16 protein-coding genes are annotated in these 19193 nt (G+C 45.7%); 3 read left to right on the top strand and 13 right to left on the bottom strand.

The genetic code is table 11. The features are described from left to right. Positions 1-73: 73 nt before the first annotated feature. The 3 genes from rlmB to nsrR form a co-directional block, all read right to left on the bottom strand. On the bottom strand, positions 74-817 hold the full coding sequence (gene rlmB / locus R7070_RS21425; protein ID WP_047103967.1) for a 23S rRNA (guanosine(2251)-2'-O)-methyltransferase RlmB: 744 nt from the start codon (positions 815-817) through the stop codon (positions 74-76). A gap of 67 nt (positions 818-884) precedes the next feature. Next, a complete protein-coding gene (rnr, locus tag R7070_RS21420; RefSeq protein ID WP_047103964.1) occupies positions 885-3392 on the bottom strand; it encodes a ribonuclease R in 2508 nt (835 codons plus the stop codon). Between the two features lie 115 nt (positions 3393-3507). Continuing rightward, positions 3508-3933 (bottom strand): nitric oxide-sensing transcriptional repressor NsrR, encoded by a 426-nt coding sequence (gene nsrR, locus R7070_RS21415; RefSeq protein ID WP_017633731.1) that lies wholly within the window; start codon positions 3931-3933, stop codon positions 3508-3510. A 157-nt stretch (positions 3934-4090) separates the two neighbouring features. Between nsrR and hmpA the strand changes: the two genes are divergently transcribed. Beyond that, positions 4091-5275: an NO-inducible flavohemoprotein gene (gene hmpA / locus R7070_RS21410; protein WP_047103962.1), complete on the top strand. Its 1185-nt coding sequence runs from the start codon at positions 4091-4093 to the stop codon at positions 5273-5275. Positions 5276-5355: 80 nt separating this feature from the next. Here the strand turns inward: hmpA and motX are convergent, their stop codons facing one another. Both motX and R7070_RS21400 read right to left on the bottom strand, forming a co-directional pair. Then, positions 5356-5991, bottom strand: a complete 636-nt coding sequence (gene motX, locus R7070_RS21405; RefSeq protein WP_005381388.1) for a flagellar protein MotX — start codon at positions 5989-5991, stop codon at positions 5356-5358. Between the two features lie 216 nt (positions 5992-6207). Further along, complete coding sequence (locus R7070_RS21400; RefSeq protein WP_005381385.1) at positions 6208-7524, bottom strand: adenylosuccinate synthase; 1317 nt, start codon at positions 7522-7524, stop codon at positions 6208-6210. Positions 7525-7696: 172 nt separating this feature from the next. On the opposite strand from R7070_RS21400, the gene R7070_RS21395 reads away from it, so the two are divergent. Beyond that, positions 7697-7882 carry a DUF2065 domain-containing protein gene (locus R7070_RS21395; protein ID WP_005381383.1) on the top strand — a complete coding sequence of 62 codons (186 nt, stop codon included), beginning with the start codon at positions 7697-7699 and terminating at the stop codon, positions 7880-7882. 63 nt (positions 7883-7945) lie between these two features. On the opposite strand, the gene hflC is transcribed toward R7070_RS21395, so the two are convergent. The 8 genes from hflC to tsaE all read right to left on the bottom strand — a co-directional run bounded on the left by hflC (position 7946) and on the right by tsaE (position 17093). Beyond that, positions 7946-8926 carry a protease modulator HflC gene (hflC, locus tag R7070_RS21390; protein ID WP_005381382.1) on the bottom strand — a complete coding sequence of 327 codons (981 nt, stop codon included), beginning with the start codon at positions 8924-8926 and terminating at the stop codon, positions 7946-7948. A gap of 2 nt (positions 8927-8928) precedes the next feature. Further along, positions 8929-10134 (bottom strand): FtsH protease activity modulator HflK, encoded by a 1206-nt coding sequence (gene hflK, locus R7070_RS21385; RefSeq protein ID WP_005381381.1) that lies wholly within the window; start codon positions 10132-10134, stop codon positions 8929-8931. A gap of 45 nt (positions 10135-10179) precedes the next feature. Continuing rightward, positions 10180-11469 carry a ribosome rescue GTPase HflX gene (gene hflX, locus R7070_RS21380; protein WP_005381380.1) on the bottom strand — a complete coding sequence of 430 codons (1290 nt, stop codon included), beginning with the start codon at positions 11467-11469 and terminating at the stop codon, positions 10180-10182. A gap of 38 nt (positions 11470-11507) precedes the next feature. Then, positions 11508-11771 carry an RNA chaperone Hfq gene (hfq, locus tag R7070_RS21375; RefSeq protein WP_005381379.1) on the bottom strand — a complete coding sequence of 88 codons (264 nt, stop codon included), beginning with the start codon at positions 11769-11771 and terminating at the stop codon, positions 11508-11510. A 194-nt stretch (positions 11772-11965) separates the two neighbouring features. Next, positions 11966-12898: a tRNA (adenosine(37)-N6)-dimethylallyltransferase MiaA gene (miaA, locus tag R7070_RS21370; protein ID WP_005395375.1), complete on the bottom strand. Its 933-nt coding sequence runs from the start codon at positions 12896-12898 to the stop codon at positions 11966-11968. Next, positions 12895-14907, bottom strand: a complete 2013-nt coding sequence (gene mutL, locus R7070_RS21365; protein ID WP_054575295.1) for a DNA mismatch repair endonuclease MutL — start codon at positions 14905-14907, stop codon at positions 12895-12897. The genes miaA and mutL overlap by 4 nt, the downstream gene beginning before the upstream one ends. An 18-nt stretch (positions 14908-14925) precedes the next feature. Then, positions 14926-16635, bottom strand: coding sequence for an N-acetylmuramoyl-L-alanine amidase (locus tag R7070_RS21360; RefSeq protein WP_005381374.1), 1710 nt, complete (start codon positions 16633-16635; stop codon positions 14926-14928). Next, entirely contained in the window at positions 16629-17093 is a 465-nt protein-coding gene (tsaE, locus tag R7070_RS21355; RefSeq protein ID WP_005381372.1) for a tRNA (adenosine(37)-N6)-threonylcarbamoyltransferase complex ATPase subunit type 1 TsaE, read from the bottom strand. The genes R7070_RS21360 and tsaE overlap by 7 nt, the downstream gene beginning before the upstream one ends. Before the next feature lie 276 nt (positions 17094-17369). Here tsaE and queG point away from each other — a divergent pair, with 276 nt between their 5' ends. Further along, positions 17370-18497 carry a tRNA epoxyqueuosine(34) reductase QueG gene (gene queG, locus R7070_RS21350; protein ID WP_005381370.1) on the top strand — a complete coding sequence of 376 codons (1128 nt, stop codon included), beginning with the start codon at positions 17370-17372 and terminating at the stop codon, positions 18495-18497. Positions 18498-19193: the final 696 nt, after the last annotated feature.

Here is a 19193-nt window from a genome sequence, read left to right as displayed (position 1 = left end):
ACGACAAAGGATGGCACCCCATCCTTTGTTTTTATCATTATGTCTGATTCTACAGTAACTGTTTGTTTCGTCGTTACTTTGCAGCAATACGCTGACGAACTGCCTCAAACAAACAGATGCCGGATGCCACAGATACGTTCAAGCTTGAAACGCTACCAGCCATTGGGATCTTAATCAAATCGTCGCAGGTTTCACGAGTCAGACGACGCATACCGTCACCTTCAGCCCCCATTACGATAGCAAGAGGTCCAGTCAGTTTGGCTTGGTAGATGTCGTGCGTTGCTTCACCCGCAGTACCAACAAACCAGATGCCTTTCTCTTGCAATGTACGCATAGTACGAGCCAAGTTAGTCACTCGGATCAATGGTACGACTTCAGCTGCACCACAAGCGACTTTACTTACCGTCGCATTCATTGGCGCAGAACGATCTTTCGGTACGATGATCGCCGCAGCACCTGCCGCATCTGCGTTACGTAAACACGCACCAAGATTGTGTGGATCGGTCACGCCGTCTAACACTAAGAGCAGTGGTGATTCGTGCTTTGCAAGGATGTCATCAATATCGTTCTCATTCAGCTGCTTCGCTGGTTTCACACGAGCGATGATGCCTTGGTGATTTGCACCGCGTGCTTTGTCATCCAAGGTTTTACGTGTCATCTGCTGAATAGAAACACCACAAACCTGAAGATCATTTAGGATTGGCATTAGGCGATCATCTTGACGACCTTTTAAAACGTACGCCTCGATAAAACGCTCTGGTTCGCGCTCCAATACCGCCTTCACTGCGTGAATGCCGTAGATAAATTCGTTACTCATTGTTTAACCTGTTGTTCTGGTCGTATTGCCTGCGCCAACCAAGTTTGAACTAAGTTGGCGCTTCAACCTACTGCGCTTCTTTTTTAGTGCGCTTGGTTTTCTTCGGCTTACTGTGCGGCTTCTTTTTACGTGCTTTTTTCACTTTAGGCTTCTCGTTGCCTTCGGCGTCACCACGTTTTGGGCCATTACGCTTACTCGTTGCGCCCGTTTCTTCTGGGCGTTTAGTTGGCTCTATCGCAGGAATTACACGAGCCGCGCCACCTTCTTTCGATGAAGAGCGAGTCGCAGCGCGTTTTTTATCTTTCGCTTTGCGTTTTGCTTCCGCTGCGCGTTTCTTCGCAGTCTTACCTTCGCCGCGTAGCTTACGACTTGTTTCGACCAATTCAAAGTCAATTTGCTTATCATCGAGGTTAACAGCCAGTACTTTTACTTTTACTGCATCACCTAAGCGGTAGATGTTACCGAAACTTTCACCAATAAGTCGTTGACCAATCGGGTCAAATTGATAGTAGTCGTTCGCAAGGGTAGAAATATGTACCAAACCATCGATGTGCAAATCCGTTAAACGTACAAAGAAGCCAAAGCTAGTGACATTAGCGATAACACCGTCTAGTTCGTCACCGACGTGGTCTTGCATATATTCACACTTCAGCCAATCCGCAACATCACGTGTTGCATCATCAGCACGGCGCTCTGTCATCGAACATTGTTCGCCGTAAAAATCCATGTCGTCAAACGAGTAATGATAGCCACCTGTTGGTGTCCAGCGATCTTGATTACGACCTTCTTCTTTAGCAATCAGATACTTGATTGCACGGTGAAGTAACAAGTCAGGGTAACGACGAATTGGCGACGTAAAGTGCGCATAGCGTTTCAATGCCAACCCAAAGTGCCCCGCGTTATCTGCGTTGTATACCGCTTGCTTCATTGAGCGTAGCAGCATGGTCTGAATCAACTCTTGATCTTGACGCCCGGAGATTTGACGTGCGAGATCAGCATAGTCCGTTGGTGAAGGCTCTAAACCACCTTTTAGCTCAAGACCAAGTTCACTTAAGAAGTCACGGAAACCTTGAAGGCGTAATTCACCTGGAGATTCGTGGATACGATAAAGCGCGGGCTCTTTCGCTTTTTCTACCAGCGATGCCGAAGCAATGTTGGCTAAAATCATACATTCTTCGATGATCTTATGCGCGTCATTACGAATTACTGGCTCAATGCTTTCGATTTTACGTTCCGCATTGAAAATAAATTTGGTTTCAACGGTTTCAAATTCGATTGCACCGCGTTGATCTCGTGCTTCTTTCAGCACTTTGTACATCTTGTGCAACTCTTCTAGATGAGAAACAAGCGGCTGGTAGCGCTCACGTAGTTCTTCATCCCCTTCTAGAATCGCGCTCACTTTGCTATATGTGAGACGAGCGTGCGAGTTCATCACCGCCTCGTAATGCTTGTAACCAGACAGCTTACCTGTATCGGAAATGGTCATTTCGCACACCATACACAAGCGATCTACTTGCGGGTTGAGCGAACATAGGCCGTTCGATAGTACTTCTGGCAACATCGGCACAACTTGCGACGGGAAATATACTGAGTTACCACGATTGATCGCTTCTTTGTCCAACGCAGAGTCAGGACGAACGTAGTAACTGACGTCAGCAATCGCTACCCATAAACGCCAACCACCTTCTTTGTTCTTTTCACAGTAAACGGCATCATCAAAGTCTCGTGCGTCTTCGCCGTCAATGGTCACTAGTGGCAAATCACGTAGATCCACACGACCAACTTTCGCTTCTTCTGGTACTTCTTCGCCTAAGTTTTCGATTTGTTTATCGACGGCTTCTGGCCATTCGTGAGGGATTTGGTGTGTACGAATCGCAATTTGTGTTTCCATACCTGGTGCCATATTTTCACCAAGGACTTCAACCACTTTACCCATCATGCCGCGTGAGCGTGAGCCACGATCAGTAATTTCAATTACGACTACGTTACCCATGCGTGCACCCGCTTTGTGCTCATTTGGGATCAGGATATCTTGGCTGATACGCGAGTCATCTGGGACAACATAGGAGTATCCATATTCAAGGAAGAAACGACCGACGATTTGATCATTACGCTCCTCTAGCACACGCACCAAACGTCCTTCACGGCGGCCGCGCTTGCTGTTGTCTGTCGGTTGCACTAAGACAAAATCACCGTGGATGATGTTCTTCATCTGATGGTGCGGTAACAGAATATCATCATCCTTGCCGACGCTGCCTTCTGGACGTACCCAACCATGGCCATCACGATGACCAATCACGTAACCTTTCACCATTTCAAGTTTTTCAGGCAATGCATAGCACTGACGGCGGGTAAACACCAGTTGGCCATCTCGCTCCATCGCACGTAGCCGACGACGCAACCCTTCGTATTGCTCTTCGCCCTCAAGCTTTAGTGCCTCAAACAAGTCGTTACGATTCATTGGAACGCCCGCTTGCTCTAGAAACTCGATGATAAACTCTCGGCTTGGAATTGGATTTTCGTAATTTTTGGATTCACGATCTGCAAAAGGATCGTTTGGAATATTGTCTGACATAGGCACGCCTATCTAGCAAGGAAGGTATATGGCTAGTATATCTGAGTCTCTCGATAAGCTACAGAATTGCTTTGAAAAAAGAATGATCGAGATCGACTCTAGGCATGCAAATGAGTTAAGGACGAGCCAGCAAGATCAAAAGTTCAGAATTGTCACTGAGCAAGGATTCAATCGTGCAGTTATCCAACTCCGCCAGAAAGGCACTTTTTGCTTTCGCCAATTTATCTTTGAGGCGGCAAGCAGGGGTAATATGGCAAAAATCCACACCACAGTTGACTAAATCTAACGGCTCTAAATCGCGCACAACACCACCAACTGTGATTTCAGACGCTGGCTTCATCAGCCGGATACCACCGTTTTTTCCGCGCACGGTATGGACATAACCCAACTGCCCTAACCGATTGATAACTTTAACCATATGGTTGCGTGACACACCAAATAAATCCGTCACTTCGGTAATGCTGGTTAACTCATCTTCCGGCAACGAAGCCAAGAAAATTAAGGTTCTCAACGCATAATCAGTGAAACTAGTTAACTGCATATTCTCTCCCAAAGTGCGACTCAATAACCCGCTGGTGATGCTAAAACCCCAAACTTGAGCTATCGATAAAAGTGTAAATCTTTTCTTGATCGAAAGATACATTTGAGATACAACTTTAAACATGCATTATAAATACAACTTAAAGTAGGAAGCCCTTATGCTCAGCAATCAAACTATCGAGATCGTCAAAGCGACCGCACCACTCATCGCCGAAACAGGACCAAAACTGACCGCGCACTTTTACGAGCGTATGTTTACTCATAACCCTGAGTTGAAAGATATTTTTAACATGAGTAACCAGCGTAACGGCGATCAGCGTGAAGCATTATTCAACGCTATCTGTGCCTATGCTGCCAATATTGAAAATTTGCCAGCTCTGCTTGGCGCAGTAGAGAAAATTGCGCATAAGCACACGAGCTTTTTGATCACAGAAGATCAGTACCAAATCGTTGGTAAGCATTTACTTGCGACAATCGATGAGCTTTTTAATCCAGGTCAAGAGGTGTTGGATGCTTGGGCTGAGGCTTACGGCGTACTTGCGAATGTATTTATTCAGCGCGAAGAACAAATTTACCAACAAAATGAAGCTTTGGAAGGCGGCTGGCGCGGTCTACGCGAATTTGAATTAGTCGATAAAAAGATTGAGAGCGAACACATTTGCAGCTTTGTATTCAAGCCAACCGATGGTCAAAAAGTGGCGCCGTATAAACCGGGACAATACCTTGGCATCTACATCAACAGTGACCAGTTAGAAAACCAAGAAATTCGCCAATATAGTCTGTCTTCTGCGGTCCAAGAGAACACTTACCGTATCTCGGTAAAACGTGAAGAAGGCGGAAAAGTGTCGAACTACCTGCACGATAGCCTGAACATTGGCGAAAAAGTGCAGCTTGCGGCCCCTGCCGGTGACTTCTTTATGGATGCCGAACCACAAACACCCGTTGTTCTAATATCTGCTGGTGTGGGACTTACTCCAACGCTGTCAATGCTAGAAAGTCTCTCAGCACATCAAGCACCTGTAACCTGGGTTCATGCAACCGAAAATGGCCAACAGCATGCTTTCAAGCAACACGTAAACCAACTCGTTGCAGAAAAAGAAAATATGAACGCGCTCATTTGGTATAACCAACCAACGGCAGAAGACAAACTAGGTGAAGACTTCCACTTCACGGGCTTTGTCAATCTGTATGAAATTGAAGCTGCATTAAAGCAAGATAACGTGCAGGTGTACTTCTGTGGCCCTGTAGGATTTATGCAGCACATAGCGAAACAGCTATTAGAACTTGGCGTACCAGAAGAGCAATTCCATTACGAATGCTTCGGTCCACACAAAGTGGTTTAAGCGCTATCAGCTATCGGGAAAACAACAAAGCCCACGTGACGTGGGCTTTGTTGTATGAAGTTGTTTGCAATATTGAAGCGTTACCAAAAGGTGTCTCGCCGTTTAGCTCGAGCAATAACGTTTTGTGGCATGCGCTGTTCAAGGCCGTTTCTCAATACAGTTATGCGCTTATGCTGCCGCTTATCTGCTGTGACAGAGTTATATAACCAACGATACGCATCTTCGTAATCGAGTGGACTGCCATAATCACGTAAAAGCAACTCGGCCAGATGAATACGCGCGTTTAGGTTTCCCATTGACGCAGCTTCTCGCAAATATGGAATTGCACGTTCTTTATCTTGCTGTACTAAAGTGCCACGCGAATAGTATCGGCCAATCTGCTCTAGTGCAGCTGGTAACCCCTGATGCGCTGCATTTTCGATGTAGTAAAGACCCAGTTCGACATCTTGCTCGACACACACACCCCAAGCCAACATATCTCCGTACAGAAATTCATAAGCGGGTAAGTTAATTCGAGTCGCACGAGCTACGATATCCTCCACCAGCTGGCAGTTATCAGCGCGCACACGTTGTAAGTGCTTATTTTGCTCAATAAGCTTTATCAGCTCTGCTTCGGTATAGATCGGAACTGGTGCCCCCACATCAGCAACATTGGCTTTCACTGTGGTAGCAACCAAGGTCAACAACAGTGAAGCAGCCACTGTTCGTAACTTCATAAACGTACCCTTAAGGTATCTAAGAAACCAAAGATCGGTGAAGGATCTCCTCTGCTTGATAACCTTATCGGCAAAAAACAGCTAAGCTTTAGACAATTTTTGCCTCTGATTTAGGCTAAGAGGCAAAAGCTTGCCATATGAGAGTCACGCTGTTTTTGTTCAGATACAAAAAAGCCGACCATAAGGTCGGCTTTTGCAATCTTTAACGGCTATCAATTAAGCTTCGAATGGGTGAACTTTGATGATAGTTTCGTTACGGTCAGGACCTGTAGAGATGATGTCTACTGGAACGCCAGTTAGCTCTTCAATACGCTTGATGTAGTCAAGAGCTGCTTGTGGTAGAGCATCTAGTGACTTAGCACCAAATGTATTCTCAGACCAACCAGGCATTGTTTCGTAGATTGGCGTTGCTTTTTCGAATGCTTCAGCAGCCATCGGAGAAACTTCTAGCACAGAGCCATCTTCCATCTTGTAACCAGTACAGATTTTTAGCTCTTCTAGACCATCTAGTACGTCTAGTTTAGTTAGACAGAAACCAGATACAGAGTTGATTTGGATTGCACGACGCATAGCAACAGCATCGAACCAACCTGTACGACGTAGACGACCAGTTGTCGCACCGAACTCGTGGCCAACTTCACCTAAGTGCTTACCAATTGGATCTTGCTTATCTAAACCGTCGTATAGTTCAGTCGGGAATGGACCAGCACCAACGCGAGTACAGTACGCTTTTGCGATACCCAAGATATAACCGATGTGACGAGGACCAAAACCAGAACCTGCAGCAACACCACCAGCAGTCGTGTTAGAAGACGTTACGTACGGGTAAGTACCGTGGTCGATATCAAGTAGTGTACCTTGTGCACCTTCGAACATGATCTTGTCGCCGCGCTTACGTGCTGCGTCTAGTTCGTCAGTTACGTCGATAACCATTGACGTTAGTAGTTCAGCGTAGCCTTTCGCTTGCTCAAGTACTTCTTCGTAGCTTACTGGTTCCGCTTTGTAGAAGTTAACTAGTTGGAAGTTATGGAACTCCATGACTTCTTTTAGCTTCTCTGCGAAAGTCGCCATATCGAATAGGTCGCCAACGCGTAGACCGCGACGAGCAACTTTATCTTCGTATGCTGGACCGATACCACGACCAGTAGTACCGATAGCTTTTTTACCGCGAGCGATTTCGCGAGCTTGGTCCATTGCAACGTGGTAAGGAAGAATTAGCGGACATGCTTCAGAAATGAAAAGACGCTCGCGTACTGGAATACCGCGCTCTTCAAGAGGCTTCATTTCTTTAAGTAGAGCTTCAGGTGATAGTACAACACCGTTACCGATAACACATTTTACGTTATCGCGAAGGATACCTGATGGAATTAAGTGAAGAACGGTTTTTTCACCGTCAATTACGAGAGTGTGACCTGCGTTGTGACCGCCTTGGTAGCGTACCACGTATTTTGCATCTTCAGTTAAAAGGTCTACGATTTTACCTTTACCTTCGTCACCCCATTGGGTGCCTAGAACGACTACGTTATTTCCCATCTTTCCAAGTCTGATTGCTAGTTAAAAATGGATTCTAGCACCGAATCTCACTTCTTGCAGTCATTTTTTGTTCACAGAGTCGCTACCAGAATGTCATCTTGCCGCTTTGTTCATTTTGAAATCAGCATATCACTGATAGTATTTAGCTTTCTCTATTCGACTGGAAAGCGCTATGTCTGAATCCATATGGTTGGCGATTGGGCTCGTCTTGATCGTGGAAGGCATTGGGCCACTGATTGCTCCTAACGGTTGGCGGAATATGGTGGCTCAATTAAGTGAACAACCCAACAATCAGCTACGACGCATCGGTGGCTGCCTAGTAGTTGCTGGAGCCGTCATCGCCATCATGATGAGCTAACACTTAGCATCAGATACAAAAAAGGCTCCCTAAGGAGCCTTTTATTTCAATGAGACGCGGAGATTATTTCTCCATGCTGCCCTTCGACTGGTTCATGTATTGGAAGAACTCACTCTTCGGATCAAGCACCAGAATATCGCTCTTAGAGCTGAAGGACTTCTCATACGCACGTAGCGAGCGTAGGAAGCTAAAGAACTCAGGGTCTTTGTTGTACGCTTCAGCATAAATCTTCGCAGCTTCAGCATCCGCTTCACCTCGTGTCACACGCGCAGTTTTATCAGCTTCAGCTAGAATAGTTGCTACTTCTAGTTCTGCTTGAGCACGAATAACTTCCGCCTTTTCACGACCTTGAGAACGGTGCTTACGAGCAACGGACTCACGCTCCGCACGCATACGACGGTAGATAGACTCACTGATTTCATCAGGCAGGTTGATTTTCTTCATTCGGAAATCAACGACACGAACACCCAAGTCTTTCATTGCGCTTTCACGCGTGTCTTTCAATACTTCAGACATGATTAGGTCGCGTTCACCATCAATCTCAAGCGCCTCACGAGCCGCTTCAGTTGCGACAACATCGGCACTTGCGTCTTCTGGTAGCACATCATCGTTACGTGGACCAGATACGATCTGTTTGATTTCACGAGCACCGATTTCAGAACGAAGCACGTCCGTCACTTTACGCTCAAGTAGTGCCTCTGCCGTTAGCGAGTTACCACCGCCAGTCGCGAGGTAGTAGCGACCAAAATCTTCAATACGCCACTTCACGTAGGTATCAATGATAACGTCTTTTTTCTCAGACGTTACGAAACGGTCTGCACGGCCATCCATTGTTTGGATACGTGCATCAAGTTGTTTCACACGGTCAAACAAAGGCATCTTGAAATGCAGACCAGGCTCGTAAATTCGAGTGATGTCGTTGTTGTCTTTCAAGACACGACCAAATCGAACCACGATACCGCGCTCACCTTCAGGAATCACAAACAAAGACATCAACATTAATGCCAGTGCGATTACCAGTACAGGGATCATTAACTTACGCATTCTTAGTATCTCCCTTGACGTGAACCTGTTGAACGAGACTGCGAGTTCGAAGTGTCTTCTTGTGTACGATCAGACTCAAGTTGAATTTGATCATAGGTTGAAGATGACTTCGATTTACGTTTGGTATCTGCTTTGCCCTCTTGTCCCGCCAACTTATCAATTGGAAGGTAAAGAAGATTGCCGCTTGATTCCGAGTCAATCAACACTTTCGAAGTGCTTGAGTACACCTCTTCCATTGCGTCAATGTACAGACGATCACGCGTTACACCAGGCGCTGCTTGGTATTCTGGTAGTAGTTTTTCGAACTGTGCTACCTGACCAAGAGCCTCGTTAGTGACACGCTCATTGTAACCTTGTGCTTCTTTCTTCAAACGCTCTGCACGACCCGTTGCCTTAGGCAAGATTTCGTTCTTGTATGCTTCAGCTTCACGAATGAAACGCTCTTCATCCTCACGTGCTGCGATTGCATCATCAAACGCATCTTTCACTTGCTCTGGTGGACGAGCAGACTGGAAGTTCACATCAACAAGTACCAGACCCATATCATAGCTATCAATGATTTGGTTCAGTGTTTCTTGCGTAGTTTGACGAATTTGCTGACGACCACTGGTTAGAATGCTATCCATCAATGAGTCACCAATTACTGCACGTAGTGCAGAATCCGTTGCTTGACGCAAGCTGTCGTCTGCATTGGTTACACGGTACAAGTATTTGTATGGGTCAGTCACTCGGTACTGCACATCCATCGCAACTGTTACAACGTTTTCATCTTTGGTCAGCATTAGACCAGATGCACGTAGTGAACGAATCGCTTGTACGTTTACCGCTTCGTACTCATCAATAAAGCGAGGACGCCAGTTAAGACCTGGGTCTACGATACGATCGTATTTACCTAAACGCAGTACAACACCACGCTCTGCTTCACCGATGGTGTAAAAACCAGCGAAGAACCAAACTGCAACAGCAATCAGAGCAATCACGCCAAAGCCAATTGCACTACCACCACCGCCGCCGATTGGAGAACCACCGCCGCCTTTTTTACCAAACTTGCCGCCCAGCTTTTGACTCAGTTTGTTGAACACTTCATCTAAATCTGGCGGACCTTGATCTCGGCCACCAGGACGCTGGCCACCACGATTATTATTACCCCAAGGGTCATTATCGCGGCCATTGTTGCCGTTGTTATTTCCAGGCTCATTCCACGCCATTAGAAAGCTCCATCATTTGATATGACGTTATACTGTAGCAGTCCTTTAAGTGACTATAAAGCCAGTCAAAACTGCCCCTTCTCTTTTTTCAAGTCTAGACCAATCTACTTGCTGCATTCGAATATCGATCAACAAGTTACCATCCTGGTCATATTCCTCACGTTGAATACACTTCATTTGGAAGAAGGTACTACGGAATCGTCCTTGATACTGTGGAGGAATTCGCAACTGATGCTCGACCATTTGTGACGCCAGACGTTCCGTCAGCGCCTCAAACAGGACATCAATGCCCAACCCATCCATTGCTGAAACCCAAACTGCGCGAGGTACGCCTTCCTCGTCTCGTTCTATACGTGGTTTCTGCGAATCTAGATTGTCGATTTTGTTCATGACAACCAGAGTCGGCACTTCATGCGCGTCGATCTCTTCTAGTACTTCATGAACAGCTTGAATATTCTCACGAAAACGCTCATCACTGGCATCAACAACATGTAACAAAATGTCAGCTTCTTGCGTTTCCTGCAAGGTTGCCTTGAAGGCCGCAACCAAGTCGTGTGGCAAATGTCGAATAAAACCAACCGTGTCTGCCAAGATGGCAGGACCAACATCTGCTAACTCTATCTTACGTAAAGTCGGGTCCAAAGTAGCAAATAATTGATCAGCCGCGTACACGCCAGCTTCTGTAATACGGTTGAAGAGTGTCGACTTACCCGCGTTGGTGTAACCCACAAGTGAAACCGTTGGGATTTCAGCTCGATTTCGGGCGCGGCGCCCTTGTTCACGCTGCTTCGCTACTTTGTCTAAGCGTCGCAGGATGGCTTTGATTCTGTCACGCAATAAGCGACGGTCGGTTTCCAGCTGGGTTTCACCCGGGCCACGTAAACCGATACCACCTTTCTGCCTTTCAAGGTGCGTCCAACCACGAATCAAACGAGTAGAGATATGACGAAGTTGAGCCAGCTCTACCTGTAGCTTACCTTCGTGTGTTCGAGCTCGTTGAGCAAAGATATCGAGAATAAGACCAGTGCGGTCGAGAACTCGACATTGGCACAGTGCTTCGAGGTTACGTTCTTGGGCAGGAGAGAGGGCGTGATTAAAAATCACAATTTCGGCACCCGTTGATTGTACCGCTGTAGCAATCTCTTGGGCCTTACCCTCTCCGACATAGTATTTCGGGTGTGGGGATTGACGACTACCAGTTACCACTTGTAGCGCCTCTACCCCAGCAGAAGAAACCAGCATTTCGAACTCAGCCAGATCTTCCCATTCACCTTCTTGCGTGAAGTTGATATGAACAAGTACGGCTCGCTCACCGGATTCATAACGGTCAAACAAGCAATCAACTCCTTATTTTAAAAATACTCGATGAAGAATTAATCTTCTGATTTCTCTTGTGGACGCTCACCTTGTGGACGTTCACCGCTGTGATGGCTCACTGGACGAGCCGGCACAACTGTTGAGATCGCGTGCTTGTACACCATTTGGTTAACAGTATTCTTCAGCAGGATCACAAATTGATCGAATGATTCGATCTGACCTTGTAGTTTAATACCATTCACAAGGTAGATAGATACCGGGATACGCTCACGACGTAGCGCGTTTAGAAATGGGTCTTGTAGAGATTGCCCCTTAGCCATTTTTATTTTCCTTATTTAATTTGTAGTTGTAATTATTTAGCTAGTGGTGCAATGCAAAAGATACGGCTTTTGCATCTGAGCTAAACGAATCAAAAATGCACTCTAAGTAATTAGCAGCATAGTATAAAAACCGCCAACAACAGATCCTTTGAGAGTGCGTTCACGCAAAAACGATCACATTATACACAGCTATGTCAATCAGATGCTATTGCTTCCGACATCGTTTCTAATGCCTGTTCAATGTTCTCGCTATCCAACCAAGTTAAATCATCCCAGCTGCGTAACCAGGTGATTTGACGCTTGGCCAATTGACGAGTCGCGCATACGCCACGAAATACCGCTTCGTCACGTGTACACTCCCCATCTAAATACTCCCACATCTGTCGGTAACCGACGCATCGTATGGAAGGAAGATCGGGGTGAAGATCTTTTCGCGAATGTAACGCTTTCATTTCTTCTTCAAAGCCCGCTTCCATCATTTTCTCGAAACGGAGTTCAATCCGACGGTGAAGTTCTGCCCTATCCTTGGGAGCTATTGCAAACTGCTTGACTCGGTATGGTAGGCTTTCACCTTTCGTTTGAGTCAATTCAGTCAAAGTTTTACCTGAAATGCGAAAAACTTCCAATGCCCGAGATAAACGTTGGGGATCATTGGGATGGATTCTCGCGGCTGACACAGGATCAACCTCTTTGAGTTCATCGTGCAACACTGACCAACCTTTAGTCAATGCCTCTTGTTCAATTTGCTGACGAATTTCAGGATTTGCAGCAGGAAGTGGTGATAAACCTTCAAGTAACGCCTTGTAATACAGCATTGTTCCACCCACAAGAAGTGGAATTTTTCCTTCTGCAACAATATCATCCATCGCTTTCAATGCATCTCGACGAAAGTCGGCGACAGAGTAAGATTCACTTGGATCCAAAATATCTATCAAGCGATGAGGCGCCAAACTTAACTCTTTTTCATCCGGTTTCGCCGTACCGATATCCATCCCTTTGTAGATCAAAGCAGAATCAACACTGATGATCTCAACCGGAAATTTTTGACGAAGACGAATCGCCAGCTCAGTTTTGCCTGATGCAGTTGGCCCCATTAAAAATAGCGCCAAAGGTAGTTTATCTGTCATGGTTTTAATTTGGCTATCGTGGCAGAGAAATCAACAGCGGATACGAATTTTGTATCTTCTAATGGCAATTGACCATGTCTTAGCTGTTCAAGTTCCGCAATAATTTGAATGGCTTCAGAAAAAGTATAGTGACTCTTCACTGTCGTGACCTGTAATGCGAGCCAATCTATCAACTCAGACAGCATCTGAGCCGCTGCTATACCTTCGTTCACACAAGATTGCGCGTAAGATAACAGATCTGGTACTAAATTTTGTAAGTTTTGTTGACGCAGCGGAGCTGGGACGCCCATCACCATTAAGGCGTGCTCGTTTCTCGCTTTCAATTGAATACCAAGCAATGCCAAATCTTGTTGATAATCTTGGGCCAGTCTCACTAATTCGGCCTCTAACTTAATAGATAGAGGAACAAGCAGAGGTTGTGCCTTGAGTGCACCATCGCTTGGAGAAAGCTGGCCTTTTACACGATAAAATTCTGCTCTAGGTAACGAGACTAACGCCGCCCCACTGTCACTGCTCATCAAAACAAATTGTTCATCGACCACCATCAGCGCTTTGCCTAATGCAGTAATCGATGGCATTGATGTGTGCGAAGTTATCGTTTGGGGCGCTATTGGAGTGACTGCCTGAGCCTCAAACTCTGGCGTTTTCAACAGCTCGTGATAAGCGCGTACTTCTTGTTTAGTTGGCGCTGGTTCTACGTGGCGCTCTTTACTGTGACTTGGCTTTGGTGCAGGTTTGGATTCCACCCAATCATTACGTTTGAATGACTCCACTACGCGCGCCTCTCGCACGGAGGTTTCACTAGGACCGCTATTACGAGGCTTCACTTCATAATCACTGCGTCCAGGATAAGCCGGTGTACTATCTATCGCTTGATAAACCCGCTCTGGTACTGGTGAAGATGCTGGCTCTTGTACTTTTTCAGGCTCTGGCGAATGTTCAATCTCTTCGGACTCAGTCGGTTCCACGCGATGAAATGCCGATTCATTCACCTGTGGTTTATCAATCACGGCGCTTTGTGAAAGTGCATCCGTCAAAGCTTGATAGATGAAATCATGCACCAAACGAGCTTGGTGGAAACGCACTTCATGCTTAGCAGGGTGAACATTCACATCTACTTGGTGCGGATCTAGCTCAATAAAGAGCACATACGCAGCGAACTGATCTGGCTTTAAGCTCATTTCATAGCTTTGACGAATCGCGTGATTGATTAATTTGTCACGCATCATTCGGCCATTCACATAGCAATATTGTAAATCGCTTTGCTGCCTTGCTCCCTCTGGCGTGGTAATCCACCCATGTAGCTTTAACCCTTGATGCTCAAGCTCGATTCTGAGCATATGCCGCACAAACGCATTACCGCAGACAGCAGCAATACGCTTTTCGGTTTGAAGCTGATTTTTCGCCGCGCGATATTGACGGATGATCTTGCCGTTATGACGCACATTGATGGTGACATCAAAGCGACTTAACGCAATACGTTTCAATAACTCATCAATATGAGCAAATTCGGTTTTCTCCGTACGAAGAAACTTGCGACGCGCTGGAGTATTAAAAAATAAGTCCAACACCTCAACAGTCGTGCCAATCGGGTGCGCTGCTGGCTTAAGCTTCACCTGCATATCACGCCCTTCGGAGTAGGCACTCCAGGCTTCTTCTTGTGCCGCAGGACGCGACGTGAGCGTCAAACGCGAGACTGAGCTAATACTGGCTAACGCTTCACCGCGAAAACCTAGACTCATAATAGCTTCGAGATCATCTAAGGTATGTATCTTAGATGTCGCATGACGACTGAGCGCTAAGCCAAGTTCATCTTTCGCGATACCTTTTCCGTTATCACGAACACGAATCAGCTTTGCGCCTCCTTTCTCGATATCGATATCGATTCGAGTTGCGCCAGAATCAAGACTATTTTCAACCAGCTCTTTAATCACAGAAGCAGGTCTTTCGACCACTTCCCCTGCGGCGATTTGGTTTGCAAGTCTGGCTGGCAAAATTTTAATCGTCATAATGAGTTAGAAGCTCACCTACTTGTTTGGAATGATCAGGACTTGCCCAACCGCTAGCTGATCAGAGCGTAAGTTATTCGCTTTACGAATGCTCGATACGCTAACGCCGTATTTGGACGCTATTTTGCCAAGGAACTCACCCCGAGAAACCTTGTGCTTACGAATCGGTTTATCTTTTACCGCGACCGTTATCTTCAACTTTTGCCCTACCCACAAGGTATCTGACTTCAAGTTATTCTCTCGGCGGATATCTGAAACCTTCACTTTATAGTGATTCGCAATCTTACCTAAGAACTCACCAGACTTAACCTTGTGCGTAATGGTTTCTGTCTCAACAGTAATCGGTTTACTTGGCACTTTAATCGTACCAGCAGAAGGAATGTTGAGCTTCTGACCAATTGCCAAGCCTGTCGACTTCAAGTTGTTTGCCGACATCAGCGCTTTAGAGCTAAGCCCATATTTGTTCGCGATCACCGATAATGACTCGCCACGCTTTACAATATGTACCATTGGCTTCGCTGAAGGCGAGAACACCGTACCCTCTGGTGGGTTATCTTTTAAGTACTTGACGACCGCCTTAGTGATAGCCTGAGCTAACTTATCTTGGTGCGCTCGTTGAAACAGTAAACGCTCTTCTGTTGGGTTAGAAATAAAGCCCGTTTCCACTAGCACAGACGGAATCTGTGGAGAGCGTAAAACCGCAAGGCTGGTGTTGATCGGTTTGGTGTTATGCAGGTGCGCAACACGTCCCATCTCACCTAGGATTTCTGTTGCCAGCTTATAACCTTCTTTTTGTGAATGACTAAACTGCAAGTCCAACAAAGTTTGGTTCACGTTACGATCTTTTGTCTTCGTGAAGAACGCATTACCCGAGCCGCCCAATAACTCAGACTGTTTCTCATGGTTCTCGACCCAACGAGCAATTTCGGTATTTGCACGACGAGTATTTAGTACGAAGACCGATCCACCGCGAGGCTTCGGTGAAGTAAACGCATCTGCGTGAATGGAAATCAGCAAGTGCGCATCATTTTCACGAGCAATCGCGACACGACGGTTTAAGTTTACAAAATAATCTCCCGTACGAGTCATGCGCGTTTTAATACCAGGAGTCGCATCGAGCTGAGCAGCAATTTTTCTTGAGATACTCAATACCGCATCTTTCTCGTACTTACGACGTGAAGGGCCAATAGAGCCAGGGTCTTCCCCACCGTGACCAGGGTCGATAACAATTAACACTTCTTGAGCTCGTTGAACTGAACTCATGTCTTTGCTGGCCGCCGCTGGCTTACTCGGTTTAGAGGTCGATGCCTTCTTACCGTGCGGTAAATCAATCACCAAGCGGTGACCATACTGCCCACCTGGTGTTGGGCTTAATTTAAATAACTCCGCTTGAACGCTCTTTTTTAGTTCAAACACCAAACGATAAGTGCCCTTCTCTGGAGGCGAGCTTTTTCGTACCAGTTTTAAAACAGGGCTATCCGTAACAGTAACAGGTAGTTTGGCCTGCATCGTCGTGCTTTTTAAATCCACGACAAGGCGATCCGGCCCTGATAAAGAGAAATAGGAATAGTCAGCTTCCGAGCCTAAATCGATGACAACACGCGTTTCATCAGGTGAAGGCCAAACTCGAAAACTCTTAACGACGTTAGCAAATGCTAAATTGGGGATGAGAAGGAGAAAAGTGGCGACAAACGTCGCCACCACTCTAAAATTTGAAAAACTCAACATAGCTCCAATCGACTGAGTAACTGCACACCATAATCATTATTAGCTGTTAGTTCGGCTACACGTTGCTCACCTTGGTAGCGAATGTTTACATCAAGATCCGGTTGTGGCAGTAAGCCATGCCCTTTTTCAGGCCATTCAACCAAGCAAATCGCATCGTCTGTGAAATAGTCTCGAATCCCCATAAACTCAAGCTCTTCAGGATCCGCAAGACGATAAAGGTCGAAGTGATATACTTGCCACTGATCCAACTGGTACGGTTCGACTAGAGTATAAGTTGGACTTTTCACGTTACCTTGATGACCAAGAGCACGGACAAAACCACGACTAAAGGTTGTTTTACCTGCACCCAAATCACCATGCAGATAAATTGTGGTTTGCTGGGAACAAAGCTGAGCCAAAGCGGTGCCTAGTGCAACCGTTTCATGCTCATCTTTTAAATTGAATTGTTTCGTGCTCATTGATGCTTCTCTAACTAATGATCGTTGACTATATAAAAATCAAAAGAACAGGAATAGTAAACCGTGTTGGTTTTGAGAGACAAGCTTTCAAATGTCATATGTGCGAAAAAAGTATCCAATAAACGGTATCTTAATCATCTTAGTATCGACCTAGATTTAGAATATATGCAAATGACTTCAATAAGCAGTATTCACAACATCAAAAACGTACCTAACTGGGTAGCACCAAAGCCAGAGATCCGTTAAGATCCGCCCCCCTTTATTCCGGTGGTTAACATGAACTACGAACAACTCGCACAACAAATCAAAGTTTGGGGAAAAGAACTCGGCTTCCAAAAAGTTGGGATCTGCGACGTTGATCTGAGTGAACATGAAGCAGCACTACAAAAATGGCTTGATGCAGGCTATCACGGCTCAATGGATTGGATGGCTCGTCACGGTATGATGCGTGCTAGACCCCATGAGCTACTCCCGGGAACCGTTCGTGTTATCAGCGTCCGGATGGACTATCTGCCACCAGAGGCTCAATTCGCTTCGAACCTCGCGAATAAAAGTCATGCCTATATTAGCCGCTACGCACTAGGGCGCGATTATCACAAGCTCGTCAGAAAGCAGCTAAATAAGCTCGGCAAACTTATTGAACAAGAGGTTGGTCAATATGGTTACCGACCTTTCGTTGATTCCGCACCAATATTAGAGCGACCTCTCGCCCAAAAAGCGGGCTTAGGTTGGACCGGGAAACATTCCCTGATTTTAGATCAAGACTGTGGATCGTGGTTCTTTTTAGGTGAACTACTTATCGACTTACCACTACCCGTAGATGAGCCAAGCGTTGATCAGTGCGGTAAATGCAAAGCATGCATTACATCATGCCCAACACAAGCCATCGTTGAAGACAAAGTTGTCGATGCCAGGCGTTGTATCTCTTATCTCACCATCGAGTTCGATGGCGTGATTCCTGAAGAGTTTCGAAAGCCAATGGGTAACCGCATTTATGGTTGTGACGACTGTCAATTGGTTTGCCCATGGAACCGCTACGCCGACATAACGGAGCAAGATGATTTCCACCGTCGTGACAGTTTCAAAAACCCTGACCTCGTCGACATGTTTAACTGGGATGAAGCGACTTTTCTAAAAAATATGGAAGGCTCCGCTATCCGTCGTATTGGTCATATACAGTGGCTACGTAACATCGCTGTCGCACTTGGTAATGCAGAATATAGTCAGCGAATCATAGATGCGCTGGAAAGTCGGCAAGGTGAAAATAAATTACTTGATGAGCACATTAAATGGGCTTTGACAGAGCAACTGAATCAACTCCCCACTGAGAGTAATTCATCTATAGAGACGAAAAAGCAACGCTTAATAAGGATAGTCGAGAAGGGACTGCCGAGAGACGCATAGAGCGTAGTCTATATGCAAGAGATTGAAAGTACTTTTGCATGTTCAATTCATGACCTTGTTCTCAATTTTGTAATGTGGAAAAAAATTTGAGATTCAAGAAAAACAAGCTAGCAGAAAAAAGTTAAACACAGCTCGGAGAAATGACTAGGATCAAAAAAATACCAGTTAATGATCGTATTTTAACGTACTCGATCCGACAAAAAACTTATTTTTTCTTTATATAACAAAGATTTAATTGATATTTCTTTGTTATTTCAACTTCACTTTAGAGAAAAGATCTTTCTTCCCCATCATAAAAAGTCGAGCTAAAAACACTTTATCAACCAACTTATCCACAGAACGACGTATGTGGATAACTCTGTTAATTAAAGTAGATAAAACACGCGAAGCCTCATCATACTTGTACGTCAGCCGATTCATATCGTGTTTTAAACACAAACGAAATCGTCCGACATCATATGATGCGGATAAAAGTTTAGCTTTTGGGGATTCATGCTTCGCAGCATTATGAAAAGAGCGATGTGATTGGTTGCGAGAAGCAGGAGTTGAATCAAGCGGCGCATCCGTAGACGACTTAACAATTGTATACTAAATAAGTACTCAATCTATCGTCTTGTATTTGGTTGCGGGGGCCGGATTTGAACCGACGACCTTCGGGTTATGAGCCCGACGAGCTACCAAGCTGCTCCACCCCGC

The sequence above is a fragment of the Vibrio sp. 1557 genome, from assembly GCF_033340175.1.
GTDB classification, from domain to species: Bacteria; Pseudomonadota; Gammaproteobacteria; order Enterobacterales; family Vibrionaceae; genus Vibrio; species Vibrio alginolyticus.
The sequence above is the reverse complement of the archived record's forward strand: the minus strand, read 5'-3'. Positions and strand labels throughout refer to the sequence as shown.